Raw genomic sequence first — 26,187 nt, forward strand, 5'->3', positions numbered from 1 at the left:
CCTGGGTCAATCATCCAGATCATGAATCACTGGACTACGCAGTGCACTTTCTTCACGAGCATCTTTCACAGTCACGTTCGATACGGCCCTGCGCCCCGACTCGGCACATGCGTACCTAACGACCGTACCCTGCGCAGACCGCCGTGTGCAGCGAGACAGGCCGCGACACAACACGAGTTGGCCGGTCCACGCGCAGGTTTTCTACTCGGACGTGAGTCCCTTGTATGCCTCCGCGTCCAGAGTTGCCGCGAGTGCGGCGTCGAGTGTGGCCTCGTCGGCAACCTCGAGTTCGACCAACCAACCCGTGTCGTACGGGTCGGTGTTGACGAGGTCGGGCTGTCCGTCCAATTCACCGTTCGCTGCAAGAACTTTCGCAGTGAACGGAGCAAAGATGTCGGAGACGCTCTTGGTCGACTCGACCTCACCGAGCGATTCACCGGCGGTCACGTCTTCGTCGACAGCGGGAAGCTGGACGAACACGACGTCACCGAGCTGCGACTGAGCAAAGTCGGTGATACCGACTCGAACTGAGGTCGGGCCGGTTCGCTTCACCCACTCGTGCTCCGCGGTGTAGCGCAGATCGGTAGGTGTATCGAGCTCACTCACAGTGGCTTCCTTTCACAGGCCGTCCGAAAGTCGGACGCAAAAAGATCAATTTCCGGGTTGAGCGTATTGGCGCGGATTCAATTGTCGCAAGACGGAGATCGTGACCTGCTGCGATTGCTCGACGGACGACGTTCCGCCATTGCGTGCGACATTGTCGAAGACGCCTCCGGGAATGTTCAACGCTGCCGCCAATGTCGGCGGATCTCCGATCGCGGTCACAGTGTACGGCTGCTCGATCCGGGTTCCGTCCAATTCGATCTCGCCGCCGCGCCCACTCACCCACGAGTTCACGCCGATACGAATGGGTTCGCCGTTCGCACCTGCGATCGAGATGGCTTCGGCACCGGCAGCACGCAGTTCCTGGATGAGATCGAGAATCACTTCCGATCCGACGCCGCCCGCCGGATCTGTCAGGGTCATCGTCACACCCGGTCCAATGGCCGGAGCGGTCCCCACTTGAATGGAGAGTGAGGTCAGCCGCGCCCGCGCCTCGTCCAGCGCTGCTCCCGTGTTGCCACCGGCTTCCAAAGTGGCAAGCGATTCCTGAAGATTCGCGACTTCCTGCCTCAGCGCGGCTTCGCGCCGATTCAAATTGTCGAGAACCACCAGGAGGTCGGCAGGGCGCGCGGCGTCGAGTGAATCTCCGGCCACTGTGCTGCGTACCTGTGTGGCAATCGCAACGCCGAGCACGCCCAACAGCACAGCAGCGAGGATTGCGAAGACGACGTTGGTGCGGTGTTTGGACGGTGAACGCAACTCGTGACGACCTTCACCCGCAGTGATGACGGGAGGTTCTTCTTCCGGTTCGGTCGTGGAATGTTCCGCCATGACTCACGCTCCGAACAGTCGGCGTCGCAATGCCGCTGCGTTGCCGAAGATCCGGATACCCAACACGACGACGATCGCCGTCGAGAGTTGAGTACCGACACCCAACTGATCACCGAGCCAGACGATCAACGACGCGACGAGCACGTTGAAGACGAAGGAAACCACGAACACCTTCGCGTCGAAGATTTCGTCCAGATACGCGCGTAGTCCACCGAAGACGGCGTCGAGCGCCGCAACGACAGCGATCGGAAGATAGGGCTGGATCACGTCGGGCACCTGCGGGCTGAAAACTACGCCCAGGACGATGCCGACGACCAGTGCTGCGAGTCCGTACAGGGCGGAACCGGCCTTCATCGAACTCCTTCTGTCACTTGGGTTCTGTGGGTTCTGTTGCCACTCGGACGGCGCGAGGCGCCGTAGGCGGCAGAGTCAACGAATCGTCTTCGGCCACCGCGAAACCGACTCCGTACAGTTGCGAGACGCTAGACATTCTCACGTAGGCGTCGCTGACGACGAATTTCCGCTGCAGTGCTCGCGTGTCTCCGATCGCCTCGACGAGGTACGGGGAGAAAACAGGTTGGTTGTCGACGAGCATCGCGCCGCCCGCCTGACGAATGGTCACCGTCGGCCCGATTCGCACGCCGCCGACGGCGATCGCCTCCGCTCCCCCAGCCCACAGGGCGTTTACGACGGTCTGCAGATCGCGATCGAGGACAACTGTCTTACCGCCGACACTCCGTTGCGACGCATCCGAGAGGTTCGGGCGTCCGGCCGGGTCGGTCAACGTCACCACCAGTCCCTCCCCGTGAACAGCTTCGGCTCCTGCGCCGGATTCGACCGCTCGCAGTTGGTCGAGGACGGCGCTGCCGCGTGCATCGCCTTCGAGCACCACGCCGCGCGCGGCGTCGACGGCTCCGCCGAGTGAATCGCGGGACGCGGCCAGTGAATCGATTCGATCCTCCGCATCACGGACCTTCGCCACCAACTCGCTTCGAACCTCTTCGGTGCCGGTCACCTGCTTCGTCGCCTGAACAGCCGAGACCGTGACGATGAACCCGATCAACAGTGCGCCGAGGGCCAGCCACGGCCCCGTCTTCGAGGATCTGTTCTTGGTGTGCTCGTGCTGGCGTTCGAATGCAGTTGCCTCGTAGCCCGGGTCGAGATGTTCGGTCATGAGTGACCGAAGCAGCGACGGTACCGGGTTACGACGGACGTCCTCCCCGGTCGACTTCATCGGGGCACGACCTCGTGGGTTCGCGCAACGTCAACGGCCTTGAGCACGTAGATCGCGGCAGTCCACACGTACAGGACGGTTCCCCAGATCAGGAAAGCGAAACCGAAGGCATGGGTGAACGGTCCGATGGCCCAGTCTCCGTGCCCGGCAAGAATCAACGGCAGAGCGAACATCAGTAGGAAGGTCGCAGCCTTGCCGAGATAAACCACCTCGGGCGGTGGCAGGCCACGCCTGCGGTAGATCGGCAGCGTCAACGCAAGCAGAAGATCACGGCCGATGAGTATCGCTGCGACCCACCAGGGAATGAAATCGCGGGCGACGAAGGTGACCAGAGTCGTCACGACGTACAGACGATCGACCAGCGGGTCGAGAAGCGCTCCCAGACGCGAGGTCTGTCCGAGCACTCTGGCCAGCTTGCCGTCGAGCCAGTCGGTGAACCCGCTGAGCATCAGCAGCGCCAATGCCCAGCCGTCCGAGTGCGTGACGAGCAGCAGGTAGGCGAACAGCGGCAGAGCGAGTAGACGCACGATACTGAGCACGTTGGGAACAGTGAGAATCCGGTCCGTGGGGATCGGTTCTTGTTCGCCAGAGTTCACTGCACACACCTCGCGTCGTTCGATTGCCGTGCGGCCAGCTTTCCACAGCACGACGGACTATTCGCCGAGGCGCCGTAGCCTGAACTGTCCCGAGCGTGTCGAGCTGCCCTTATCTCCAGGCGAACACCGGCTGCTCGAGCTTGTCGATGCGCGTGTGCCGTCCGTTCAGCACTTCGCGGAACTGATAGATGACGGCTCCGGTCGGCGCATGGATCAGGCTCGTTCGGAACGGCCATTGGATCACCGGGTTCGGTGACTCCTCGATGGTGACGAAGCGCGAGTCCACGTCGAGCTCCTCCGACGTGACGGCATACACCTGGGCCACCTCGTCGGGATTGGGTACCAGTCCCCCGATGTCCTCGCCCGACCACATGACGAACGGCCGGATCACGAATCCCGAACGAGTGACGTAGTCGTCGAGCCGGCCGATGATCTTCGACTCGGGAACGTCGACACCCAGCTCCTCGGAAAGTTCCCGAACCGCTGCCTGTTCGGACGACTCGCCCGGGTCGACGCTTCCGCCCGGCAACGCGAATTGACCGGGGTGGGCGCGCATCTTGCTCGGCCGCTTCGTCACCGGGAACACTGGTGTTCCGTCCGCTGTCCGCATGACGACGATGACCACCGACGCCGAGCGCCTTCCGTCCAATTCGACCGACCGAGGTTCGAAAGCGGCAAGTGAGGCGACCACGTGGTCCCGATTCAGTAAATCTCCGTTCACCATGGCTCGACAGTAGCGCCACGAGACTGAGACCCTCAGCCAGTCTGGTCCATTTTGGCCGCTTCGCCTGATTATCGGTCTGTATTCCTGTCATGCTGAACAGGCAGAATCCACCGTGCGGCATGGCGAGAAGAGAACCTCGATGGCTGAGCAGTCCCAGACCCCCACCCCGCAGACCGACCAGGGCGCGCCGGGCGCGTCGAATCGGGCCTCTCGCTTTGCTTCCGACACGCTGAGCGTCCTGCGGCGTGTGCCGTTCACCGCGAGCGTCGTGCTCACCATCACCGTCGTCGGGATCGCGACCGGCGCCCTGTGGAATCACGTCCGTACCTATTCGTGGTTCAACGACATCGCCTACGGAGTTCCTGCCTTGCAGGAAGGCAAGTGGTGGACTCTCGTCACGGGGTGGTTCTTCGGATTGACGCCGGGTCAGTATGTTTCGATCATCGTCGTTTTTGCCTTCGCGGTCGGCTGGTGCGAATGGCGCCTGGGAACCAAGAACGCGGCCATCGTCACGATCAGCGGTCAGTTGGCGGGCGAACTCGGTGCATCGCTCCTCCTCTGGGCGGGCAGCCACACCGACTGGGATTGGGCTCGCAACCTCGCCACCCACCGCGACGTCGGCGTGACCACCGCAATCATCGCCGCACTCGCCGCGACCACGGCAACACTCCGCTCGCCCTGGCGAATGCGAGTGCGCGCCATTCTGTGCGCGTACATTGCGATCGCGTTCCTCTTCGAAGGCCGCCTCGCCGACGTGCAGCACCTCATCGCGGTCGCGATATTCCTGCCGGTGGGCGAGAAGTTCTTCGGCGACGGAGAGCGCGGGTTCATCCCCCGAACGCGACGCGAGATCCGCCTGCTCGGATTCATCGGCCTGCTCCTGATCGGCGTGGTCGAGATCGCCGTCTGGCTGTTCCCCGGAAGCGGACCGTTCGGGCCGACGGAAGCCGAAACCGGTTCGGGCTGGACGGCATTGATCGACGTGGTCATCGTTGCCCTGATCGCGGACCAGTTGCGACGAGGTCGCCGCTGGGCCTGGTGGGTTGCCGTGGTGTTCGGTTCACTGACGGTTTTGGCCACCGCCCTCGTCCTCGTCTCGGTCATCTTCTTCGACTACGAGAGCGCCGGCGCCGTCACGGTCGGTACCGCGCTGCTCTGGCTTCTCGAACTCATCTTGTTGATCAAGGGCCGCCACGCTTTTCACGTACCGATGCGGCGCAAGATTCGAGGCGGGCCGTTGTCCGGGAACGATCCGCGCGCCGCCGCTCGGGAACTACTCAAACGACACGGCGGCGGAACCATGTCGTGGATGACGACGTGGGACGGCAACAGTTACTACTTCGGCGAGTCGGGTGAGAGCGTCGTTGCATTCCAACGGCATGTCGGTGTCGTCGTGGTCCTGGCCGATCCGATAGCGAGCCCCGACCGACTTGCCGCAGCGGTCGACGAATTCACGACGATGTCCGAAGCCAACGGCCTCACTCCCTGCTTGTTCTCCGTGGGGAAGGAGACAGCCGACGCCGCCACCCGGCGTGGCTGGCGCACCGTTCAGGTCGCCGAAGACACGATCGTCGACCTACCAGAACTGCAGTTCACCGGTAAATCCTGGCAGGACATCCGCTCGGCGCTCAACAAGGCCAAGAAGGACGACATCACCTTCCGGATGACAACATTGGCCGACGAGCCGTTCTCCGTATTGGCTCAGGTGCGCGCCATCTCCGAGGAATGGGTGGGCGACAAGGGGCTACCCGAGATGGGGTTCACCCTCGGAAGCGTCGAGGAGGCGCTCGACCGCGACGTCCGGGTCGGCTTGGCCGTCGACCCGACCGGAAGCATTCACGGCGTCACCTCGTGGTTGCCGGTGTACGGCGAAGGCGGCGTGGTTCGGGGTTGGACACTCGACGTCATGCGTCGACGTCCCGACGGGTTCCGTCCGGTGGTCGAGTTCCTCATCGCATCGTCGGCCCTCGAGTTCAAAGAACAAGGTGCCCAATTCGTCTCACTGTCCGGAGCACCGCTCGCCCGCAGCGACGACGGCGCCGACGCCGCATCGATGGACCGCCTGCTGGACATGCTCGGAGCCGCGATGGAACCGCTCTACGGCTTCCGGTCTCTTCACGCGTTCAAGAAGAAGTTCAAGCCGAGGTACGAACCCGTTTTCCTGTGTTTCCGCGACGAGGCCGACCTGCCTCGGATCGGAATCGCACTGACGCGTGCCTACCTGCCCGACGCAACGGCTCCTCAGCTGATCAAGCTCGCCACCAGCAAGAGTTGACGCCGTGCGGTCCTGGTTCGAGCACACGGTCGTCGACACCGGCAGGCTCCCGCTGTTCTTCCTCCTACTCGCCTTTGTCCTGACGTTCCTGTTCATCCGCTTCAGCGTCCGGATGATCCGGGCCGAGGTCTCGTGGTGGCCAGGCAATGTCACGCCCGGTGGAATGCACATCCACCACATGGTTTTCGGTTTGATGATGATGCTCGTGTCCGGCTTCGCCTTCATCGCTCTGGCCGACTATCACACCCCGATCGCCAATTGCGTTCTCGCGTCGGTGTTCGGCATCGGCAGCGCGTTGGTCCTCGACGAGTACGCGCTCGTGTTGCATCTGCGCGATGTCTACTGGGCCGAGGAAGGTCGCTCGTCCATCGACGCAGTGTTCGTTGCCATCGCGATCTCGTTCCTTTTCCTTCTCGGGGTCCACCCGATCGGGTTCGCGGGAGAGTTCGACCCGTACGAGCAGGACCGCAGCCTGGCGACGTTGATCGGCGTTGTCGTCGCGATCGTCATCCAACTCGGACTCGCCGTGATCACGTTGATGAAGGGCAAACTCTGGACCGGCCTGATCGGGCTGTTCTTCACCCCACTTCTGTTGATCGGAGCAATTCGGTTGAGTCGCCCGGGTGCCCCGTGGGCGCGCTCGCGTTACCGCGACAAGCCGGCGAAGATGAGCCGGGCAGTGGCCCGTGAACAGCGTTATCGCGAGCCGATGATCCACGCGAAGATCTACGTTCAGGAAACGGTGTCGGGAAGTTTCGGTTCCACTCCCCCGCCCCCACCACCGCTCCCCGTCGTCGACACCACAACCCCCACGACGAAAGTCGGACTATCACGGCGGCTTTCGGACAGAATTCGCTGGCGCCGAACTCGCCGACGATTACGAACAGTCCCGGTCTGGCGCCTCCCCGTGATCCTCGTCGTGCTGTCCGTCGTCACCGCGAACATCCTCGTCGGGATCGACGGAGACCTGGTGAGCGACGGCGACGTCGGTACCATTTCCGAGGGCGTGGACGCCGGGGCCACCGCAACGCTGCTCAGCGTCATCGCCGGCGGGATGATCACTCTCACCGGTCTGGTGTTCACCGCCATCACCCTCGCAATGCAGTTCGGCGCCTCGCAGATTTCGGTGCGGGTGGTCCCGATGCTTGCGCAACAGCGAGTGATGCGGTGGTCGATCGGCATGTTTCTGGCCACGTTCGTCTTCTCCTTGATCATTGCGCTCGATCTGGCGCTCGATTCGGAGAATTCCTCACCGACCATCTCCACGGCGATCGCACTCCTTCTGGCATTGGCCAGTGCGATCCTGTTCATCGCGTTGGTGGCGAAGGTCGGGTCGATCCTCAATTCCAGTCGGTTGCTGCGTTGGATAGCGGCCCAGGGTCGCAGCGCGACGATTCGTGCCTATCCGCTGTACGAGGACTTACCTTCCGGCGCACCGAAACCCAGTCAGCCGCTCCCCCTCCACCAACCGCGCGAGTCCGAAACCTCCGAGAGCGCCGACGCACTGGTGATTCGCCTGCGCCACCTCTCACCCGACGGCCGGATTCTGCTGGCGATCGATCTCGCACGCCTGCAGCGGTTGGCGAGCCGCTGGGACGTCTCAGTCGAGGTCGTCCCCAGCATCGGCGAGTTCGTCGCCCAGAACGCGCCCCTCTTCGAGGTACGCGGACCGTCGCTGAAGGTACGTCCTGACACCTTGATGTCGTGCTTGATCTTCGGTGACACGCACAGCCCGGTCGTCAGCCCCGGTGCAGCGCTTCAGTCGATCGTGGACATCGCACTCAAGGCACTGTCACCCGCCATCAACGACCCTGGCCGAGCGGTGCAGGCTCTCGACCACATCGAAGATCTTCTGGTACTTCTCGCCCCGCGGGTCCGCTTCGACACGTCAACCTCGGATCTCACGCTGATCCGAGGGCAGCAACGCACCTGGACCGATTACGTGTCCGTCGCCACCGACGAGATCCGGCACTTCAGTACCAATTCCGCGCAGGTCCAGCGCCGTCTACGCGCGGTATTCGCGACCTTGCTCGAAGCCTGCCCGCCGGACCAGCACCCTCCGCTACTCGAGCGCGTCGACGCACTCGATGCGCAATTGACCCGAGAATGGACCGGCGCACTCGACCTTCGGCTCGCGAGTGTGGCGGATCCGCAGGGATTGGGCTCCGAAGCCGGGGCGACCGGAAGAATTCACCCGCTGATCATCGGGTCTTCGGAACTTCCGGACGATCGTTCATCCGGGCAGACCGAGTCGCGTTCCCAGCCAACCTAATTGACTCGCCAATCCAGCCGACCACACCTGGAAGCTGTGCCCTCCGTCTACCTCGGCGTACTGGACGTCCATCCCTGCGGCCTTTGCGGCTTCGTAGAGCGTTTGAAGACCTGGGCGGTAGTCGTTGTCCTGTTTGCCGACCACGAACACCCCGGCGCTGTCGGGGAACTTCTTCTCCCGGAGCAGATCCTGCGGATTCACTGCCACGAACGCGGCTTCATTGCCGCCGAACGCTGCATCGACCGTCTGCTTGCGATCGCCGAGTGTGGGTTCGATCTGACCGGACAGATCCAGGAACGTCGGATAGACCGCGGGGAAGTTCGTTGCCATCTGGAACGCGCAGGTACCGCCGTAGGAAAGTCCCCCGATCGCCCACTTCCTCGGGTCGGGATCCACCTGGAGGTTCCCGCGCACCCAGTCGGGAACATCGCGCGAAAGGTACGTCGCGACGTTCCCGAGTTGGGAATCGACGCAGAGCGGATTCGCCAGTTCCGACCCGGTCCCGTCAGCAACGACGACAACGGGAGCCAAGCCCGAATGCGCAGCGGCGTAGGCGTCCATGGTCTGGACGAGACGTCCGCCCTGTAGCCAGTCCTCGGGCGCGCCTGGTTGGCCGGCCAGCAGGACCAACACCGGCAACTCCGGTCGTGGGTTGGTGAAATACGCGGGCGGTAGGTAGATCTCGGCGTCGCGGGCGCTGAATCCGGAGACCGTCCCCGCAATCGTGACCGTGCTGACCTTGCCCGCCGACGGCATGTCGGCGGGAGCCTTCCATTGCGAAACCGGTACCGCCCCGTCCTTGCCGTCGTCCAGGTCGGCGAGTGAAACCTTCTCCGCGTCCGAGAGTCCCAGCGCTGTTCCCAACGTCGGATACGACTGGAACTGCAGATTCACGTGAGCCGCGCTCGACACGACCACCAGGAGCACCGAGACCACGGTGAGCACGCGACCGTCGATCCGCGTCGCCGCAAATACCCGCGAAACACCCAGCAGCACGCCGAGAATGCCCAACCCGATCCACACGTAGACCGGACGGGCAATCGGATCGGGGAACGGGTGCCACACCTTCTCGATCAGCCAGTACAGCACGAGAGTGATCGCGATTGCCGCGACGATGCAGACCGGAATCGAGATCAGCACGTGACGCCTCGATCTCGAGAAGATCAGCCAGAGAAGTGCCAGAATTCCGAGCACCGTCACCACGGGCGGAACCGGGCCCGTGACCAGCGACAGATCCGTGATCGTGTGCACGTCGTCTCCTGTCGCAGCCCTGTTTAGACAATATCCAAGAACAGGACATTTCGGAGCTGATGGCGTCAGATCACCGCGTTCGACGCCTGGGCACGTAGGTCTCGGGCCAGGTGATCCCGACGCTCTAGAACAAGCCTCCGCAGCGACGCGGGCGCCTCAGCATTGGCCTGGATCCAGGAATCGACAGCAGAGGTGTCTTCAGCTGCCGGGAAGAGTCCGTTCACCAACCGTCGGGCGATCTCGATGCTGCGTTCGGACCACCACTTCCCCAGGGACGAGAAGTACTCTGCCGCATATCCCTCGATCAACGACGGGTCCGTGCCCGAACGGAATCCGGCGATCGTCGCATCCAGGCGGTCGTTCGAGAGTGAGGCATCGGTGGTCGCCGACGCCCAGGCAGCCGCCTTGGTCTCGGCATCGGGAATCGACGCCGCGGCGCGGACGTACGCCGTTCGACCCGCTGACGTGCTGTCCTTGCTCAGCTCACCATCGAAGTCGCTCACACTCGCATGGCCGGTCGCCGACAGGGCGATCCACAATGCCCACCGCAGATCAGGATCGAGAGCCAGTCCGACCGGCCCCGGGCAGGTGCCGTCGAGTATCGACCGCACCTCGTCGGCGCGAGCATCGTTGACCGCTGCAGCGGCCGACAGAGCCCGTGCCCATGCCAGCTGTCTTCCGGACTCCGGTTCGGCTTCGAACACCGCCTTCCAGGTCGTTTCCAACCAGCCTGCACTTACATTGGGCCGCAAGCTTTTCGGAACGTAGTGAAGAACCGCGTATTGGGCATCGGTCAGGATCGAGCTGAGAATCGCAAGATCTGTCTCCGCGGGAGCGAATCGTTCCACCATGTCGAGGTACCGGAACACCGAGAGCTGCGCATCACGCACCGAGTTCCACAGCGACGACCAGATCACCCCGCGCGCAAGCGGATCGCTCACGCGGTCCAGGGATGCCTCGACAGTGGACAGAGATTCCGCGTCCAATCGCACCTTGGCGTAGGTGAGGTCTTCGTCGTTGAGCAGTGTGAGTGCTCCGGGCGGAAGGTCGACCGACGTGCGTGATTCGGTGATGTCGAGTTCGACGCGTTCGGTGCGAACAAGATCTCCGGACTCGTTGTAGTCGTAGATTCCGACTGCGAGCCGATGCGGCCGCGGGTCCGTCTGGACCACATCGGTTCCGTCGAGCGACAGCGTGGACACCCCGGTGGTCTGCAACCAGATTCGGGCCCATTCGCGCACGTCGCGCCCGGAAGTCTCCGTGAGCACGTCGAGCAGATCGACCAGCGTGGTGTTTCCGTACGCGTGAGCCTTGAAGTACCGGCGTGCCGCTTCGAAGAACGCGTCACGCCCGACGAACGCCACAAGTTGTTTGAGGACACTGGCGCCCTTGGCGTAGGTGATTCCGTCGAAGTTAAGCTTCGCAGCTTCGAGATCGACGATGTCGGCGACGATGGGATGAGTCGTCGGCAGCTGATCTTGGAGGTACGCCCACGCTTTTCGCTTGATGGCGAATGCCACCCAGGCATCGGTGAAGCGAGTGGCTTCGGCGCTGACCAGCGATCCCATGAAATCGGCAAAAGATTCCTTGAGCCACAGGTCGTCCCACCAGACCATGGTCACGAGATCGCCGAACCACATGTGCGCCATTTCGTGCAGGATCGTGTTGGCGCGGCGCTGATGCTGCTCGTCGGTTGCGGAGCCGCGGAACACGTATGCCTCGGTGAAGGTCACCAGTCCCGGGTTCTCCATGGCGCCGAGGTTGTACTCGGGGACAAAGATCTGGTCGTACTTGCCGAACGGATACGGATAGTCGAAGTACTCGGCGTAGAAGTCCAACCCCTGACGGGTGATGTCGAAAACGTTCTCCGCATCGAGGTACGGAGCCAACGACGCCCGGCACAGCGCACCCAACTCGACAGTGAGTTCGCCGCGACTCCACGACGACGCCACGCGGTGATACGGCCCGGCCGCGATCGCGGTGATGTAGGTCGAGATCGGCAGCGTCGGGGCGAAAGTGACGCGTTGTGCACCGTCCACGGAGAGAGTCTGGGTCGCGGGCTGATTCGACAGGACTTCCCAGCCGTCAGGTGCTGTCACCTCGAATGTGAAGGGCGCCTTGAGGTCCGGCTGCTCGAAGCAGGCGAAAACACGCCTGGCATCGGCAGGCTCGTATTGCGTGTACAGATACGTCTGATCGTCAGCGTCGTCGACAAATCGGTGCAGCCCTTCACCGGAACGGCTGTAGTTGCCGTGAGCTGCCACCCGAACGACGTTCGATCCGCCGAGTCCGCGCAGCCCGATCCGGGATCCGTCGTACTCCACCGGAATCGACGCACCGTCGACGTCCACGGAATCGACTGCAGCACCGATGAAATCGAGCCACGTGGACTCCACCGAGGACGTCAGATCAATTGTCGTGACCGTCGAAAAGGTCTTCACGGCGGAGTCGACCGCCGATCGCAGATCCAACTCCACCCGGTAACCGGCGACGGAGATGGCTCGAGATCGTTCGGCGACTTCGCTTCGATTCAGGTTCGCAGTACTCACGCACTCGATCCTGCCAGGCCGCGCGCGGCGATGTGAGCCGCCGTGCGCCTATCCCTTGAACGCGCCCTGCCAGACGGTGTCGAACGGCGTGTGTGCCGAGACGCGGCCTTCGATGCCCGCCGTGACGAACTTCTTTGCCAGAGCGACGGCTTCTCCCACGTCGGCGCCTTTTGCCAGCTCCGCGGTCACTGCGGCGGCCAGCGTGCAACCGGCACCCGAGACGCGCTCTTCGCCGACCTTGGGGGCGGAGAGAACAGTCACGTCGGTCCCGTCGAACAACACGTCGACGGCGTCGCCACCGGCGAGTTCGACACCGCCCTTTGCGAGCACGTACTTGGGTCCGAGGTCGTGGATACGACGGGCGGCCTCGATGAGGTCGTCGACGCTTTCGATGCTGTCCATTCCGGCGAGGGTGCGTGCCTCGAACAGGTTGGGTGTGACGACTGTGGCGAGCGGGAGGATCGAATCACGAAGTGCTGTATCGGTATCGAGAGCCGCGCCGGGCTCCTGGCCCTTGCAGATCAGGACCGGGTCGAGGACGACGTGGCGCCAGGACTGCCGACGCAGACCCTCTGCCACAACCTCGATCGTGGCGGGAGTTCCCAACATTCCGATCTTGACGACGTCCAGATCGTGAGCTGCCGTGGCAGCCTCGATCTGATCAGCGATCACGTCAGGAGCGATCGGCACGAAGCGATGATCCCAATTGTTCTTGGGATCGAACGAGACGATGCATGTGGTGGTCGCTACGCCGTAGACGTCCAATGCCTGGAACGTCTTCAGGTCGACCTGCAGGCCGGCACCGCCAGTCGCTTCGGACCCAGCGATGACATAGGCGAGGTCAACCACAGCACAATCTCCTTCTTCGGACTTTCGAAACGTGCGTGGATGGCCACGAACGCGGGACCCAGTTTATCAACCGTTCCGACGTCTGGTTTTCGGCTATGCGGGCACCGGAGTTCCCCACGCGACGTCGTTGTCCTCGTATCCGAACGGCGGACCGACGAACTCGCCGCCGCAGGTGATCAGCGCGAGGGTTTCGGGTCCGTCGAGGCTGTTCAATCGCTCGACCGGCAGCTCGCCGTCCTTGCCGTAGTGATCGACCGCATCGATACGGTAGTTCCAGGTCTGTCCCCCGGCGCCCGCCACGGTCACGACCGAGCCGATTTCCAGTGTCGAGAACTTCTTTCCGAAACCGTCACCCTGATAGATGTCGTTGATGTGTCCGGTGATCACCACGGTGCCCGCGCCGGAGCCGGGAAATGCCGAATCTGCCCACCATCCGATCTCACTGACATCCTCGGGCGGAATGAGCGAGCCGTCCGTCGTCGTCTTGATCGGCAGGATGTCAGCGTTGCTGTTGCCTGTGCGCAGCGTGGTCGGGACATCCGGACCGTCGACCACCGCGCGAATCTCTGGCGGCAAATCTTGTTGGCCGGTCGCGAGGACGCGGGTCGGCGAGTCACCGTCGTCGGAACATCCGCCGATCAAGAGCATTGTCGCCACTACTGCAGCGGCCCACGTTCGGCTGGCCGTGGATCCAGGTGCCGCTGTCACGGACGAGAAGTCGGGCCGGACGGAATCTGGGAAATTGGTACTCGGTTTCCTACGTCACGACCGGGAAGTGCGTCACCGGAATCCCCACCGTTGCCACCGGAACCGTCACCACCGCTGCCGTTTCCGCCACCGCTTCCATTCCCCCCGCCGCCGGGGCCGGGGCACTCACCTCCCGGATCGGTGGTGTCGCCTGCCAAGACAATCTTGACTGCCGAGAGGTTGACCGTCTGGTTCTGCGCGACTTGTCCAGGAGTTGTGACGTCGAATGCGAGCTTGGCACGTACGGGGATGACCGAACCGTCGTCGGCATCGGTGACCGTTGATCCTGAGCGACCGAGATCTTGGGTCAACGTCATTCTGGAGATCAAATCCTGATCTCCGGTCAAGCCGGCGCCGTCGATCCGAAGGGTCCCTCGGACGGGACTTCCGTGGGCTCTGATCGTCACCGATGCGCGAAACTCGAGGATGTCTCCCGGCACTGTCCGCCACGCCTCGATCGAGTTGATTTTCGTTCCAGGCGATCCAGTCGAGATGTCGTACCAACCGTCGATCACGGCCGGATCGAGTGACATCGAATTTTCGTTGATTTCCGAGTTGCACGCGCGGGTGAGCGAAACGGGGGCAGCCGATCCCACTGCGGGGAGTGCTGTCGACACAACGGTCGCCAAGACGAAGGCCGTCGCGGTGATGCCCGCGGTACGCCTGCCGAAGATCGTCATTCTCTCGCTACCTTTTTTCCGCGGACCGTAGCTTCCGGTCAATTCAGTCAAAATACCAGTACAGCTGGACAAATAGGTCGAATTCCGTGCCGAATTCTTCTTATTTTCTGTGAACTTCGGTTACGAGCAATTTCTCCGCACACGCGTTCCGGCAAGGGGTCCATCGGATCAACAGGGGTCAGAAGTTACATTTCGCCCGCACATCGGAGCAGATCGCACTGATTTCTCACCGCATTGGACAGGTATTTCCGTTTCATAGCGGTCAGCCGGTGGAACAACGATCACTACAACGAGCGTGCCGGGCACGTGTCCGGTCGCCCCCCACCGAATCAAGGGAAACCGTCATGTCGGATACAACATCAGTCAAGCAGGGTTTCGCGGTAGGAACATCGATCGGGGCAGCCGTCATCTTGGTGACGGTCGGCATCGTGCAGTTCTTCCAAGGACTCGCTGCCGTCGCCGAAAACGAAGTGTTCGTAGTCGGGATCGACTACGTCTATCAGTTCGACCTGACGACGTGGGGTTGGATCCATCTCGTGTTGGGCGCGCTCGTCGCTCTCGTCGGGCTTGCACTGTTCACCGGAGCGGCCTGGGCGCGGGTGTCGGCAGTGGTGATCTGCGCGATCTCGATCATCGCGAACTTCTTGTGGCTGCCGTACTACCCCTGGTGGTCGACTCTCATCATCGCGCTGAACATCGTCGTGATCTGGGCTGTGTCGACATGGAAGCCCACCCAGACGACGCACGCCGCTACGCATGCACCGTCAACGCCGACTCGATCTGCTTGAGTTGAAAGTATGTGTAGGTGGATGGCGTATTCCGGAGAGCCGATACTGGCCCATGACTTGCTGTTCAGGCCACAGCACTCGCTGATCGACCAGAGCCTGCATTCTCAACTCGGGGCCACGACGACAAATGGCGACGGCTTCGGAATCGGCTGGTACGGGGAAGGCCCCCAACCGGCAGTTTTCAAGAGCATCGAACCCGCGTGGAACGACTCGAACCTGCGCGAAGTCACCTCCCAATTGCGCACCCCTCTGCTGTTCGCTCACATCCGCGCCTCGACGGGAACTGCAGTGCAGCGCAGCAACTGTCACCCGTTCCGGCACCGGCAATGGTTGTGGATGCACAACGGTTCACTACACGGATTCCACGACATGAAACGGGAATTGGTGACTGCCATTGATCCGTCGCTCTTTCCGGATCTCGAAGGATCGACGGACTCGGAAACCTTGTTCTTCCTCGCGCTGACGTTCGGCCTGACCGACGATCCGTTCGAAGGTGTCGCGAGGGCCGTCGGATTCGTCGAGCACACGGCCCGCTCGCAGGGAATCGACAATCCGGTTCAGATGACCGTCGCCACGTCGGATGGCATCTCCACCTGGATCTTTCGCTATTCCAGCGAGCACCAGTCGAGGTCGTTGTTCTTCTCCACCGAGATTTCCACGTTGCGCAAGCTCCATCCTGAGGTGGATGCCCTGCACCATCTGAGTGAGGAGACCCGAATCGTCGTCTCCGAGCCTCTACGTGACCTTCCCGGCGCCTGGAACGAGGTTCCCGAATCCGCCGCAGGCGTCATCCGGCCCGGACGGGACGAGATGCGGAGCTTTGTGCCGATCCCACCAGCCTGATTGGCTCATACAACCAGGCATAGCTATGAAATAGCTTGCATTCGAAGCGCTTTCACGAAAACTGAGACAACGGAAACTCGGCACACTAGTCACGCGAGAGGATGAGCCGGAACGCCAAGCGAGCCTTCTCCGTATCCGGAGTGCCACCAGTGAGCAAATCGTTGTAGATGAACGACTCACCCACGCGAACCAGCAGATATGCCATGTCCTCGACGGGCAGGTCTGGCCGAATCTGCTCCGGTATTTCAGCTTCGATCAGCCTTCGCACGGATTCGACCATCGTACCCTGAATCGGCCCCAGTCCAGTTGTGAGTATGCACAACGCCTTTTGCGGTTCCCGAGTCAAATACGTCCGGAAGAATTCGGTCTCGATTGTCGCCCGTGCATGGTAAGTGAGGACGTCGACAACCCTTGACGCTCCGCTTCCACCGCACTCCTCGAGGCCCATTCGCCACGTTCGGCGCGCCAGCGAATCGAGCACGTCACCGGTAATTGTGTCGCGATTCCCTGCACGCCGGAACAAGGTGGTCCGATCCACCCCCAACTCGGTGGCCAAAGCATTCACATCGAGCGGTTTTCCGGCCGCGAACTGTCGTCGGGCGGCACTCAACGCTTCCGCGCGGATGTCACGTGTCTCGGCCATGGAGTGAATGTATCGCTGACGACGTGCTGGTCGGTAGCCGGAGGCGATCAGACGGCGCCATCGACGGCAATCGTTGCAACATTCATTGACTTTGTTGCAGGTGAGTGTTTATGGTTCCCCGGTACGTGATTCCAGTCACAACAGTTCAGTTGTTTACGGAGGAATGCGATGAACGATCACACGTGGACGACCCGACGATGAGCCCACTTCTGCAAGTACGAGACCTCACGGTTGACATTGGGACAGAATCGATTTCGAACAGACTCCTCGACCGAGTGAGCTTCGAGTTGGGGTCGGGCGAAATCACCGGCCTCGTAGGAGAGAGCGGGAGCGGAAAGACACTGACCGGACTCGCTCTGCTCGGTCTCTTGCCCCGTACGGCAACAACCAGCGGAAGCATCCGTTTGGAAGGACAGGAACTTGTGGGTCTGCCCGCCGCCAAGTTGAGGAAAATACGCGGTCGCGACGTCAGTATGGTCTTCCAGGACCCGAGTTCGGCTCTCAACCCCTCCGTCAGCATCGGTCGCCAGATCGTCGATGTGTTGAAGGCCCACCGCGACATCACGAAAGTCGATGCGGAGGACGTGGCTACAGATCTTCTCCACCAGGTCGGACTGGCCGACCCGAGCAGAACCTTGAAGTCGTACGGGTACGAGCTTTCCGGCGGGATGTGTCAGCGGGTGATTATCGCGATGGCCCTGGCATGCGGTCCGAAGTTGCTGATCGCGGACGAACCGACAACAGCGCTCGACGTCACCATCCAAGCTCAGATTGTCGATCTCCTTCGAGAACTGGCCGAACAGCGCGATCTTGCCGTGTTGTTGATCAGTCACGACCTCGCGGTTGTCGCCGAGGTCGCGGATCGAGTCATCACCATGTTTCGCGGCGAGATCGTCGACGTCGCGCCGCGGGACGCGCTGCTTCGGCGGCCCGCGCATCCCTACACGTTCAGCCTTCTCGAGGCGGCACGCTCGACATTCGAAGAAGTCTCCTCCCAATCACCCAAGGCGCGAGGCGATTTCACCAGCAAAGCCCCTGCTGACGGCGTGGGTTGCCGATACGTCGCCCGGTGCAACTACTCCGAGGAGCTCTGCATATCCGATCATCCACTTCTGATCGGATCACCGGAATCGGCAACAAGATGTCACCGCAGCGACGAACTCGAGTTGCTCGGACTGGTGAGCTGATGAGCAACACCGACGTCATCGTCGACGTTCGGAATCTGGCAGTCGAGTACGGACGCGGACGCAAAGCTCTTCGCGCGGTCGACGACGTCAGCTTCTCCGTACAGAGGGGCGAAACCCTTGCGATAATCGGTGAATCAGGATCGGGAAAATCCTCGACGGCTCACGCTCTCGCGGGTCTGGTGGCTACGGCCGCAGGCTCCATCACTATGAATCTCGACGACCCGGCGTTCGGCAAGGGTAGATCTTCCCATCTCATTTTTCAAAACCCTACGTCGGCCTTGAACAATCGGATGGCCTCATGGGCTTGCGTGGCCGAGCCGATGGCGCCAGGGCGTCTGCGCATCCCACAGTCCTTGCGGCCGAAAGCCGTCGAGCTGTTGCGTCGGGTCGGTCTCGGCGCTGAGCTTGCCGACCGCCTCCCGACCCAGCTCTCCGGTGGCCAACGCCAACGCGTGACCATCGCTCGTGCACTTGCCTCCAAGGCGCCACTGATTCTCTGCGACGAACCTGTTGCCTCCCTAGATGTTTCGCTTCAGGAAGAGGTGTTGCAACTTCTTGCCGATCTCCGAGAAGAACATGACCTCACGTACATCTTCATTTCGCACGATTTGGGTTCGGTGGCACGGATCGCCGATCGCGTCGCGGTGATGTACCTCGGCCGAATCGTCGAGATCGGACCGGTTGCCACGGTCCTGAGGACTCCATCGCACCCCTACACGCAGGCGCTTCTCGCCGCGGCCCCGCACATCGAACTCGAGCGGCGCAGTCGTCGGAAAGCATTGGTGCGGGGCGAGTTACCCGACCCACGGAATCCACCCTCGGGCTGTCGATTCCGCACCCGCTGCCCGTTTGCGATGGATCGCTGTGCGTCGGAAGCGCCGTCACTTCGCGCGGCCTCGAATTCCGCACACAGCTCCGCCTGCCATCTATCGTCCCCGGCCACATCGATCGGAATCTCCAACCCGCCGCAGTAAATGCGTGCCGCGTCAGTCTCCCCCTTCCGAGAAGACCAAAGCGAAAGTCCACCATATGAATCCGCGTCTGTCTTTGCGATCCCGATATCCGATCACACGCTTCCAGAATCATGGGAAAAGTGGCCCACGTGTGCTGGTAGCTGCGTTTGCACTTTCTGCTCTTGTGCTCAGCGGCTGTTCGAGCAGCGCCACCGGTACCGCCGGCGATACCGGACCTGCCGATCCGAACGCCGAACTCAAGGTCGCGACATCGCACGTCCCCGCCTCGCTCGACCCGTGTGCGGGAAACATCGGATACGACATCGACTACTTACAGTTGATGTATGCACCACTGATCGATGCGGAACCTGCCACCCAGAAGTTGCGGCCCGGAATCGCCAGCGAGTGGGGCTTCTCCGGACCGGACAACCTGACGTTCGAGATGACGTTGCAGAACGGCTTGACCTTCCACGACGGTACAGCTGTCGATGCAGCAGCCGTCAAGGCAAGCATGGAACACTGCTTGAGTCTCGGAATCGTTTCCGTCCCGACGATCAAGAGCATCGAAGCAACGTCCCCAGATCACGTCACGATCTCGTTGAGTTCACCTACCTCCGGTTTACCAGGCTGGCTCAACGGCAGATTGGGAATGGTGGTCTCCCCCACTGCGCTGGCAGCAGCAGGGGCAGACTTCGCCAACAAGCCTGTAGGCGCAGGGCCGTACACATTCACCAGCGCAGTCCCGAACAGTTCATACACATTCAGTCGATTCGACGATTACAAACCGGCAGGTCCACCCAGCCCCCAGCTCGCCAAGATCCAGATCCAGGTGATCTCCAATCCCACAGCGCTGACAAATGCCCTGACATCGAACGCTGCGGATTTTGCATACGGGCTCACACCGTCGAGTGCTCCGATCCTCGAACGGAATCCCAACCTGAACGTCAGTCACGACCCGAGACTCGGAGTTGCGCTCGTCGTGATCAACAACAAGAACCCTGTGGTTAACGACGTCCGGGTTCGTCTGGCGATGCAGTATGCGCTCGACCGCAAGGCAATTGCGCGAGCCGCGCTGGACAGCTCGGAAGGAACTGCGGCGTTCGGTCAATATCCTCCCGGTTCGCAGTTCTACGACGAGGAAACCGAAGATGCATGGCCGTACGACCCGGAGAAGGCCAAATCGCTGCTAGCGGAGGCGGGGTATCCGAATGGGGTCACCGTGCGCGGACTAGCAGGCAACCTACCGCCGTACTCGACCAACGCGGTCCTTGTCGGAGAACAATGGGAGAAAGTCGGCATCAAGGTCGACTTCGTCGAAATGAGTGGACCTCAGGCGATTACGGAGTTCGTCGCACACAACAGCGCGGACGTCTTCAGCGTGGGATGGCCCACGCGAGCATCCGCACCGCTCAATTTCGAAGCCTCGCTGGGTTCGCGGTCGTACTTCCGGCAGAATTCCGTCCCCAACGAGGATTTGGAGAAGTTGATCGCACTGTTGAACAACACGTATGACGAAACCGCTCAGCTCGACATCGTCAAACAGATCAATCAAGTCGTGATCAAGTCCGCTGAGTACGTACCGTTGTACTTCACTCCCGACGTGGTCGCCTACACCAAGAACGTCCACGGGGCCGTTCCTGCACTGAACGGCTCCCCCAATCTGACGTACCTCTCGAAGTCATGACAGCGACCGTCGTATCACACGAGAATTCGGTGAGGCCCGAGCCTGAGAGCGTTCCGACTCGAAACTCTCACCGATCGCCCGTCAATCCACATATACGGATGATCGCCGTCCGGTTCGCGCAAATCATTCCGACCGCGGTTATCGCCAGTTTCATAACCTTTGCCCTTATCCGGATCATTCCAGGTGGACCAGCCGAGGCCCTTCTCGGTCCGAACGGCAGCGATGAATCGATCGCCGCACTCAACGAGCGCCTCGGATTGAATCAACCCTTCCTGGCCCAGTACTGGAACTGGGTGGTGTCGGCTCTGCACGGAGATCTAGGCACGTCGCTACAGAACAGCGCCCCCGTCGGCCCACAGATCCTTGCGCGCCTGCCGGCGAGCGCCGAGCTCGTTGTACTCGCACTGTTACTCTCCGCCGTCGTCGCCATACCGCTCGGAGTGTGGACCGCGACGCGGCAGGGACGACGCAGCGATGGCCTGACCCGCACGGTTTCAGGGATCGGACTCGCGGTGCCGGACTTCTTCCTCGCTATCGTGCTGGTCGATGTCTTTGCCCTCGGCTTGGGAGTTCTACCGGTGCTCGGCTGGGTTCCTCCGGGCGACGGTGTGATCGACAATCTGAGCCATCTCGTCCTACCTGCAACGGCACTCGCTGCCGGCGCAGCATCGATTGCGGTCCGGCAGACCAGGGCCGCGATGATCGAGACGCTGTCCGGTGACTACGTGCGAACCGCGCGTGCGATGGGTATCGACGAGCGGAAGATCGTGTGGCGCTATGCGTTACGAAACATCGTTCCCACCATTGTCACAGTCTATGGATTGCTCGCCGTGGCAATGCTGGGTGCGACGGTCATCCTCGAGCAGATCTTCGTGCTCCCGGGCCTCGGCAGCGCTTTGGTCATCGCGATCGACACGCGAGATTATCCGATGCTTCAAGGCATCGTGTTGCTGTTCGTCGTGATCGTGCTTCTCGTGAACATCCTGGTCGACGTCGTCAACAACATGATCAGCCCGCAATTGAGAAAGGGAACGATCTCGTGAGCCAACTCGTAGTGACCACTGCAGGCGAATTTCGTTCCAAGCGGCCTCGTTACCGACTGGCGCCCGGATTATGGCTCAGCTACTGCTTTCTCGGAATACTGATCGCGGCGTCCGCCTTGGCCTCGTTCGTGGCTCCGTACAGTCCGACCGATCAGAACCTGACCAACACGTTCGCCGGGCCAAGTGCCCAGCACCTGCTGGGCACTGACGGATTCGGCCGCGACGTGCTCAGTCGGCTCATCTGGGGAGGACGCTCCGCCTTCTTCGGCGTTGCGATTGCGGTCGCTGTCAGCCTGCTGTTGGGAATTCCATGGGGACTGATCGCCGGATACTGGCCACGCTGGATCGGTGCGTCGCTCCTCCGGGTGGCAGACGCACTACTGGCATTCCCCGGTTTGGTTCTTGCAGTGGCAATTACGGGCGTTCTGGGGCCGAGCCTGATTACGTCGATGTCTGCCCTCGGAGTCGTCTACGCACCCACGATTGCAAGAATTCTGGCTGCCGGGGTCAGCGAGACGAGGAACCGAGACTTCGTCCTGAGCGCGCGACTCTCGGGATGTCCGCCGCACGTAGTGCTTTTGCGTCATCTCCTACCGCACGCGATCGGACCGGTTGTCGTTCAGGTGACTGTGCTCACCGGTCTGACCTTTCTCGCGCAGGCCGCCCTCTCGTTCCTCGGGTTGGGTATACAGCCGCCCACTCCGAGTTGGGGCGGTGACTTATCCGATGCGTACCTGCACATCTTGAGCGCCCCACAACAGATTCTCCCCTCCGGCATTCTGATTTCACTGGTCGTCCTGGCCGTCTACCGAGTGGGTGATGCCGTCCGAGACCGCATGTACGTCAAGGGGAGATAGCTTACGAAGATCCCGCACCCAGTCCGACTTCTCGACCACCACACCACCCGCATGAAGGAATACCGATGACCTTGATCGCACCAGAAACTGCGCGCCGCGTCTTCCGTGGAGCCGAACCGATACACGGCATGATCTACTTCACGCCATTCGGCGCGGAAGCCTATGCTGCACTGGGCTTTACGCATCCTCGAATGGGGTACTTCGCTTCGCGGTCCGCACCCATGGGTGCGGTAGCGGCAGAAGTCACCATCGCTACCTTCTTCAACTTCAACCCCGAACTGGTACACGCGGTCCTGCCGAATGCCTGGACGATCGCCACCCCCGAACAGATCTTGGCCGCTCGACTCGACGCTGTCGACCGTTCGCTGCGCAAGGCATGGGGAGAACATGTCGACGGCGCCGAGGTTCGAGAAGCCGCCGAACTCGCACGTCGAGCCGCGGAGCGCGCATGCAACAGACCGCAAGGTCGGCCGCTGTTCGGTGGACACGCATCCCTACCGTGGCCAGAAGAGCCCCATCTCGTGTTGTGGCATGCCCAATCCTTGCTCCGGGAATATCGCGGTGATTCTCATGTCGCCCTACTTCACACCGAAGGGCTCAACGGTGTCGAAGCGCTGGTAGTTCACGCCGCAACCGGTGATGTTCCTGCTGCTGCTCTGCAAATGAGCCGGGCATGGGACAACGATCAGTGGGCGGAAGGCGTCGAAAGTGTGCGGGCGCGTGGATGGCTCGAAGGCGGCCCCGAGCTTCACCTGAACGAGGTGGGTCGCGATCGCCGGAAGCGGGTTGAGCATCAGACCGATGTGCTGGGGTCGTACCCGTACGAGGCGATCGGAGAGACCGGATGCAGTCGACTGATCGAAATCTCGGAACGTCTCTCCGGTGAAGTGATCGATGCAGATCTCGGATTTCCGGCAGCACTGGCAGCACGTCGCCGATTGCGTGCGTGACAGCAGGTCGTGAGTGTCGAACGTGGCTGGTGGTGATACGACGAGGGTGTCACCACCAGCCCCTTCACACAATTATCGCCGAAGTCGGCTGCGCCCCAAATCTGCTCAGTGAGAAGGCATCCGGATGAGACTGCCGTTGTGCCGAATTCTCCGGCGGGATGGGTCAAGATGGCTAGATGTGGAAACAGGCACTTGGGTTTGCTTTGTTCGGTGCGACCGTTGCCATCGTCACGGCGGCGCTGACACAGGGATCGGCACAGGCGTCCGCCACGATCACCCTCTTTTCGGGTGGCACCACAATCTCGGGCTTCGCGGGTGAATCGCAATGGACCTGGCCCATCGAGGCTGCGGTGATCGGCGCCCTTCTGGGCGCGCTGACCGGGTTCGTGCTCCGCCTCGCGGGCGTGCGAATCTCCGGAGGCCAGGACAATCGAATGGTTCCAACTGTGGTGGCAGGCCTCGCAGGCGTCACGCTTGGGTTGACGCCCCTGTTGGTCTTGATCGGCATGGCATTCACCGGGTCGGTTGATATCGGATGGTCCCCGCTCCTGGTCTATGCCGTCAGCGGTCTCCTGGCGTATGGCATTTCGGTCGCCGCCGTGTTCGGAGTCCTTCGCGCTGCCGGGGATCGACTTACTGTTCGCACGACGCGAGCGGTCGCGGCGATGCTTCCGGTCGGGGCGTTGGCGGCGACTGCTGCGGGTGTCGGTACTGCGTGGAAGCTGGGCTTTTCCACCGCCGCTCCCACCTGGATTGCAGTCGTACTGCTGGTGGTGCTCGTATTGGCCGTGACGTTCGTTGCGGCCCGGGCGTGGGCACTACGGATGCTGGCTCGTGACTTTCCAGAAGTGGCATAGGCGGTGGAACGATTGATTCCGACGGGCGCATCGAGATGAGGGGCGAGCGAATCTTCGCGGGACTCGTCGTCGGCCTTCTGCTCGGGCTGTTCGGCTATCTGCCGTTGGTACTCCTGTGGCAACATTTCGCAGATGTCCCGCAGCCGCAGCTTTATCCGAACCGTTCGTTCACGTCGTTCGGCCCCAACCCGCCACCGCTCACCTACTGGATAAGTTGGGCGGCGCCTGCCGCCGTGTTCGTCATTCTCGGACTTATGACTATTCCCAGCCGCACCGGCAGGCAATTCGCGTTGCCATTGGTGCTCGCGTTCCTTTCTGTGGCAGCAATGGTGGCGTGGTTCTGGATCTCGATGGAACTGTTCTTCAGCCCCGACTGATCACTCACTCGGCTGCGTATCGCGAACCCCACTGCGCGCACGCGCAATGGCGCCCTTGTTGCGCAATGCGATCCCCTGATGCACCGCAGCAAGTACCAATGCCAGCACTGCAGCAGGGAGGCTCCCCACCATCGACAGCAGAGAAGGCATATCAGAGCTGAAAGCTGCAAAGAAACCCAATACTGCAGCGCAAAGCATTGTCGCCGAGACGATCCAGGAAACTAATGGTCGTGGGATCACGGCTGGAATAACGCACAGAGCCACCGGCAACGCCAGCACCAAGAAGAGCTCCCGCCCGAAATAGTCGTGAATCGAGCGGTAACAATCGGCAGAACTGAGCGGGCCGAGGCCTATTTCGCAATCGGTGATCTCGTACAGCGGCCACTGTGCCGTCGCGGATCCCAGAATCCCGGTGGCGACCGCCAATACAACCCACGCGATCCGAATCCCAATCATACGAAGAGATCATGCCAGTAGGCGAAATTGCGCTCCGGAGCAGAAAGCGACTACAACTCGAAAGGGGCGGAGGTTACCTCTCTCGGTAGGACCGACCTCCTCGCGAGCGGCACAACATGTCCGACGTGCTCAACTCACGGGCTGGGTATCGAGCTTGATCGGAGCATCTGCCATCGTCGACAACTATTGGGAGACAGCACCTCTCTTGAGTGCGGGTATCGCAGTCGCTGTACTCGGATTAGTTAACGGCCTACCGAGTTTGATTGTCACCCTGATGCACAATCGACGGCCGCAACAGGGTTGAAGTTTTCGATTATGTTTTGTGGAAGGGTGCTTGCATGGCAACACAACCGCATGGCCAGTCCATAACCCCGGCGTGGAAAGTATTCACGGCCATCGGTTTTGCAGGTGTTGTGGGCGCTGCCGTGACGTACTTCCGAGACGGGTGCACTTTGGCGATCATTGGCGGGATGGTCATCCTCGCGATTGGTCTGCCGCTTACTGTCTGGTCCATCCTGCGAATGCTGCGTGAGAATCGAGGACATCGCCTTCATTGGTGGAGAACACCGCCGGTCAATCCGAGGAACGTCGACCTGTCTCGTGCTGTCGGCATTCCGACTACAATTTTCGGTGCACTGACCATCTGGCTGAATACAGCAGGTTCGGCGCCGTGGTGGTTGGCAGCAATCTTTACCGCCATTCTGATCGCGCTCTTCGAAGTAACCGTTGCCGTTCACAATATTCGCCTCAGTCAGCGAACCTGAGCTAGCCTTCCGCGCATGACGGTTTCCGCGAGCGTCCGTGCGCGCCTTCGCTCCCACTTGCATCCAGACGACGAGATCCACTACGCGTTTCCAGCAGACGTTCTGATGAGCGCGAAACCGACGAAGAATATGTTGCAGTCGTGAACGCTGCCGACGCGGAGATCACGTCACCGC

The 26,187-nt window shown here is 61.6% G+C and carries 26 protein-coding genes; 13 read left to right on the forward strand and 13 right to left on the reverse strand.

The features are described from left to right. Nucleotides 1–201 precede the first annotated feature (201 nt). The 6 genes from gcvH to BH682_RS15235 all read right to left on the reverse strand — a co-directional run bounded on the left by gcvH (nt 202) and on the right by BH682_RS15235 (nt 3,988). Complete coding sequence (gene gcvH, locus BH682_RS15210) at nt 202–606, reverse strand: glycine cleavage system protein GcvH (protein ID WP_003946160.1); 405 nt, start codon at nt 604–606, stop codon at nt 202–204. A gap of 45 nt (nt 607–651) precedes the next feature. Then, nucleotides 652–1,434 carry a DUF881 domain-containing protein gene (locus BH682_RS15215; RefSeq protein WP_075833253.1) on the reverse strand — a complete coding sequence of 261 codons (783 nt, stop codon included), beginning with the start codon at nt 1,432–1,434 and terminating at the stop codon, nt 652–654. A 3-nt stretch (nt 1,435–1,437) separates the two neighbouring features. Beyond that, nucleotides 1,438–1,788, reverse strand: coding sequence for a small basic family protein (locus BH682_RS15220; RefSeq protein WP_003946178.1), 351 nt, complete (start codon nt 1,786–1,788; stop codon nt 1,438–1,440). A 13-nt stretch (nt 1,789–1,801) separates the two neighbouring features. Continuing rightward, nucleotides 1,802–2,668, reverse strand: a complete 867-nt coding sequence (locus tag BH682_RS15225) for a DUF881 domain-containing protein (protein ID WP_075833256.1) — start codon at nt 2,666–2,668, stop codon at nt 1,802–1,804. Then, a complete protein-coding gene (locus tag BH682_RS15230) occupies nt 2,665–3,264 on the reverse strand; it encodes a CDP-alcohol phosphatidyltransferase family protein (RefSeq protein ID WP_030537518.1) in 600 nt (199 codons plus the stop codon). The genes BH682_RS15225 and BH682_RS15230 overlap by 4 nt, the downstream gene beginning before the upstream one ends. Nucleotides 3,265–3,373: 109 nt before the next feature. Then, entirely contained in the window at nt 3,374–3,988 is a 615-nt protein-coding gene (locus BH682_RS15235; protein WP_003946186.1) for an NUDIX hydrolase, read from the reverse strand. A 139-nt stretch (nt 3,989–4,127) separates the two neighbouring features. On the opposite strand from BH682_RS15235, the gene BH682_RS15240 reads away from it, so the two are divergent. Both BH682_RS15240 and BH682_RS15245 read left to right on the forward strand, forming a co-directional pair. Then, a complete protein-coding gene (locus tag BH682_RS15240) occupies nt 4,128–6,263 on the forward strand; it encodes a bifunctional lysylphosphatidylglycerol flippase/synthetase MprF (RefSeq protein ID WP_075833258.1) in 2,136 nt (711 codons plus the stop codon). 4 nt (nt 6,264–6,267) lie between these two features. Beyond that, entirely contained in the window at nt 6,268–8,535 is a 2,268-nt protein-coding gene (locus BH682_RS15245; protein ID WP_075833260.1) for a DUF2254 family protein, read from the forward strand. Here the strand turns inward: BH682_RS15245 and BH682_RS15250 are convergent. The 5 genes from BH682_RS15250 to BH682_RS15270 form a co-directional block, all read right to left on the reverse strand. Beyond that, nucleotides 8,497–9,786, reverse strand: coding sequence for an alpha/beta hydrolase (locus tag BH682_RS15250; RefSeq protein ID WP_007731985.1), 1,290 nt, complete (start codon nt 9,784–9,786; stop codon nt 8,497–8,499). The two genes, BH682_RS15245 and BH682_RS15250, sit on opposite strands and share 39 nt — an antisense overlap. Nucleotides 9,787–9,851: 65 nt before the next feature. Next, the gene (gene pepN, locus BH682_RS15255) at nt 9,852–12,335 is read right to left on the reverse strand and encodes an aminopeptidase N (RefSeq protein ID WP_075833262.1); all 2,484 of its coding nucleotides are present in this window, start codon (nt 12,333–12,335) and stop codon (nt 9,852–9,854) included. A gap of 48 nt (nt 12,336–12,383) precedes the next feature. Continuing rightward, entirely contained in the window at nt 12,384–13,184 is an 801-nt protein-coding gene (gene thiD / locus BH682_RS15260; protein ID WP_075833264.1) for a bifunctional hydroxymethylpyrimidine kinase/phosphomethylpyrimidine kinase, read from the reverse strand. Between the two features lie 93 nt (nt 13,185–13,277). Next, nucleotides 13,278–13,892 carry a class F sortase gene (locus tag BH682_RS15265; RefSeq protein WP_223304532.1) on the reverse strand — a complete coding sequence of 205 codons (615 nt, stop codon included), beginning with the start codon at nt 13,890–13,892 and terminating at the stop codon, nt 13,278–13,280. Next, nucleotides 13,889–14,611, reverse strand: coding sequence for a hypothetical protein (locus tag BH682_RS15270; RefSeq protein ID WP_064688168.1), 723 nt, complete (start codon nt 14,609–14,611; stop codon nt 13,889–13,891). Before BH682_RS15270 ends, BH682_RS15265 begins: the two co-directional genes overlap by 4 nt. 344 nt (nt 14,612–14,955) lie before the next feature. Here BH682_RS15270 and BH682_RS15275 point away from each other — a divergent pair, with 344 nt between their 5' ends. Together BH682_RS15275 and BH682_RS15280 are read left to right on the forward strand one after the other, a co-directional pair. After that, the gene (locus BH682_RS15275) at nt 14,956–15,399 is read left to right on the forward strand and encodes a DUF7144 family membrane protein (protein ID WP_042451026.1); all 444 of its coding nucleotides are present in this window, start codon (nt 14,956–14,958) and stop codon (nt 15,397–15,399) included. A gap of 21 nt (nt 15,400–15,420) precedes the next feature. After that, nucleotides 15,421–16,242 carry a class II glutamine amidotransferase gene (locus BH682_RS15280; RefSeq protein ID WP_031331541.1) on the forward strand — a complete coding sequence of 274 codons (822 nt, stop codon included), beginning with the start codon at nt 15,421–15,423 and terminating at the stop codon, nt 16,240–16,242. Nucleotides 16,243–16,327: 85 nt separating this feature from the next. Here the strand turns inward: BH682_RS15280 and BH682_RS15285 are convergent, their stop codons facing one another. Further along, on the reverse strand, nt 16,328–16,885 hold the full coding sequence (locus BH682_RS15285; protein ID WP_021333511.1) for a QsdR family transcriptional regulator: 558 nt from the start codon (nt 16,883–16,885) through the stop codon (nt 16,328–16,330). Between the two features lie 275 nt (nt 16,886–17,160). On the opposite strand from BH682_RS15285, the gene BH682_RS15290 reads away from it, so the two are divergent. From BH682_RS15290 to BH682_RS15325, 8 genes are all read left to right on the forward strand, one after another. Next, nucleotides 17,161–18,072: an ABC transporter ATP-binding protein gene (locus BH682_RS15290; protein ID WP_232354218.1), complete on the forward strand. Its 912-nt coding sequence runs from the start codon at nt 17,161–17,163 to the stop codon at nt 18,070–18,072. Further along, on the forward strand, nt 18,072–19,046 hold the full coding sequence (locus BH682_RS15295; RefSeq protein ID WP_075833268.1) for an oligopeptide/dipeptide ABC transporter ATP-binding protein: 975 nt from the start codon (nt 18,072–18,074) through the stop codon (nt 19,044–19,046). Before BH682_RS15290 ends, BH682_RS15295 begins: the two co-directional genes overlap by 1 nt. A gap of 130 nt (nt 19,047–19,176) precedes the next feature. Then, nucleotides 19,177–20,709, forward strand: coding sequence for an ABC transporter substrate-binding protein (locus BH682_RS15300; RefSeq protein ID WP_190287613.1), 1,533 nt, complete (start codon nt 19,177–19,179; stop codon nt 20,707–20,709). A gap of 98 nt (nt 20,710–20,807) precedes the next feature. Next, complete coding sequence (locus BH682_RS15305; RefSeq protein ID WP_075833272.1) at nt 20,808–21,752, forward strand: ABC transporter permease; 945 nt, start codon at nt 20,808–20,810, stop codon at nt 21,750–21,752. Then, nucleotides 21,749–22,609, forward strand: coding sequence for an ABC transporter permease (locus BH682_RS15310; RefSeq protein ID WP_075833273.1), 861 nt, complete (start codon nt 21,749–21,751; stop codon nt 22,607–22,609). The genes BH682_RS15305 and BH682_RS15310 overlap by 4 nt, the downstream gene beginning before the upstream one ends. A 65-nt stretch (nt 22,610–22,674) precedes the next feature. Then, nucleotides 22,675–23,559 carry an SCO6745 family protein gene (locus BH682_RS15315; protein ID WP_075833275.1) on the forward strand — a complete coding sequence of 295 codons (885 nt, stop codon included), beginning with the start codon at nt 22,675–22,677 and terminating at the stop codon, nt 23,557–23,559. A 176-nt stretch (nt 23,560–23,735) separates the two neighbouring features. Continuing rightward, nucleotides 23,736–24,416 (forward strand): hypothetical protein, encoded by a 681-nt coding sequence (locus tag BH682_RS15320; RefSeq protein ID WP_064074347.1) that lies wholly within the window; start codon nt 23,736–23,738, stop codon nt 24,414–24,416. Nucleotides 24,417–24,451: 35 nt separating this feature from the next. Further along, nucleotides 24,452–24,793, forward strand: coding sequence for a hypothetical protein (locus BH682_RS15325; RefSeq protein WP_042451032.1), 342 nt, complete (start codon nt 24,452–24,454; stop codon nt 24,791–24,793). Here BH682_RS15325 and BH682_RS15330 read toward each other — a convergent pair whose 3' ends face one another. Continuing rightward, the gene (locus BH682_RS15330; protein WP_063316363.1) at nt 24,794–25,249 is read right to left on the reverse strand and encodes a hypothetical protein; all 456 of its coding nucleotides are present in this window, start codon (nt 25,247–25,249) and stop codon (nt 24,794–24,796) included. A gap of 338 nt (nt 25,250–25,587) precedes the next feature. Here BH682_RS15330 and BH682_RS15340 point away from each other — a divergent pair, with 338 nt between their 5' ends. Beyond that, nucleotides 25,588–26,013, forward strand: a complete 426-nt coding sequence (locus tag BH682_RS15340; RefSeq protein ID WP_063316362.1) for a hypothetical protein — start codon at nt 25,588–25,590, stop codon at nt 26,011–26,013. Nucleotides 26,014–26,187 lie beyond the last annotated feature (174 nt).

Source organism: Rhodococcus sp. YL-1 (assembly GCF_001942025.1).
GTDB lineage: Bacteria > Actinomycetota > Actinomycetes > Mycobacteriales > Mycobacteriaceae > Rhodococcus_F > Rhodococcus_F qingshengii.

Bases quoted from the DNA above. Each gene is read 5' to 3' on its own strand.
- BH682_RS15315 (WP_075833275.1), top strand. From the start codon at position 22,675: ATGACCTTGATCGCACCAGAAACTGCGCGCCGCGTCTTCCGTGGAGCC.
- BH682_RS15295 (WP_075833268.1), top strand. From the start codon at position 18,072: ATGAGCAACACCGACGTCATCGTCGACGTTCGGAATCTGGCAGTCGAG.
- BH682_RS15235 (WP_003946186.1), bottom strand. From the start codon at position 3,988: ATGGTGAACGGAGATTTACTGAATCGGGACCACGTGGTCGCCTCACTT.
- BH682_RS15275 (WP_042451026.1), top strand. From the start codon at position 14,956: ATGTCGGATACAACATCAGTCAAGCAGGGTTTCGCGGTAGGAACATCG.
- BH682_RS15325 (WP_042451032.1), top strand. From the start codon at position 24,452: ATGAGGGGCGAGCGAATCTTCGCGGGACTCGTCGTCGGCCTTCTGCTC.
- BH682_RS15305 (WP_075833272.1), top strand. From the start codon at position 20,808: ATGATCGCCGTCCGGTTCGCGCAAATCATTCCGACCGCGGTTATCGCC.
- BH682_RS15215 (WP_075833253.1), bottom strand. From the start codon at position 1,434: ATGGCGGAACATTCCACGACCGAACCGGAAGAAGAACCTCCCGTCATC.
- BH682_RS15340 (WP_063316362.1), top strand. From the start codon at position 25,588: ATGGCAACACAACCGCATGGCCAGTCCATAACCCCGGCGTGGAAAGTA.
- BH682_RS15280 (WP_031331541.1), top strand. From the start codon at position 15,421: ATGGCGTATTCCGGAGAGCCGATACTGGCCCATGACTTGCTGTTCAGG.
- BH682_RS15270 (WP_064688168.1), bottom strand. From the start codon at position 14,611: ATGACGATCTTCGGCAGGCGTACCGCGGGCATCACCGCGACGGCCTTC.
- BH682_RS15330 (WP_063316363.1), bottom strand. From the start codon at position 25,249: ATGATTGGGATTCGGATCGCGTGGGTTGTATTGGCGGTCGCCACCGGG.
- BH682_RS15320 (WP_064074347.1), top strand. From the start codon at position 23,736: ATGTGGAAACAGGCACTTGGGTTTGCTTTGTTCGGTGCGACCGTTGCC.
- BH682_RS15285 (WP_021333511.1), bottom strand. From the start codon at position 16,885: ATGGCCGAGACACGTGACATCCGCGCGGAAGCGTTGAGTGCCGCCCGA.
- BH682_RS15240 (WP_075833258.1), top strand. From the start codon at position 4,128: ATGGCTGAGCAGTCCCAGACCCCCACCCCGCAGACCGACCAGGGCGCG.
- BH682_RS15220 (WP_003946178.1), bottom strand. From the start codon at position 1,788: ATGAAGGCCGGTTCCGCCCTGTACGGACTCGCAGCACTGGTCGTCGGC.
- BH682_RS15225 (WP_075833256.1), bottom strand. From the start codon at position 2,668: ATGAAGTCGACCGGGGAGGACGTCCGTCGTAACCCGGTACCGTCGCTG.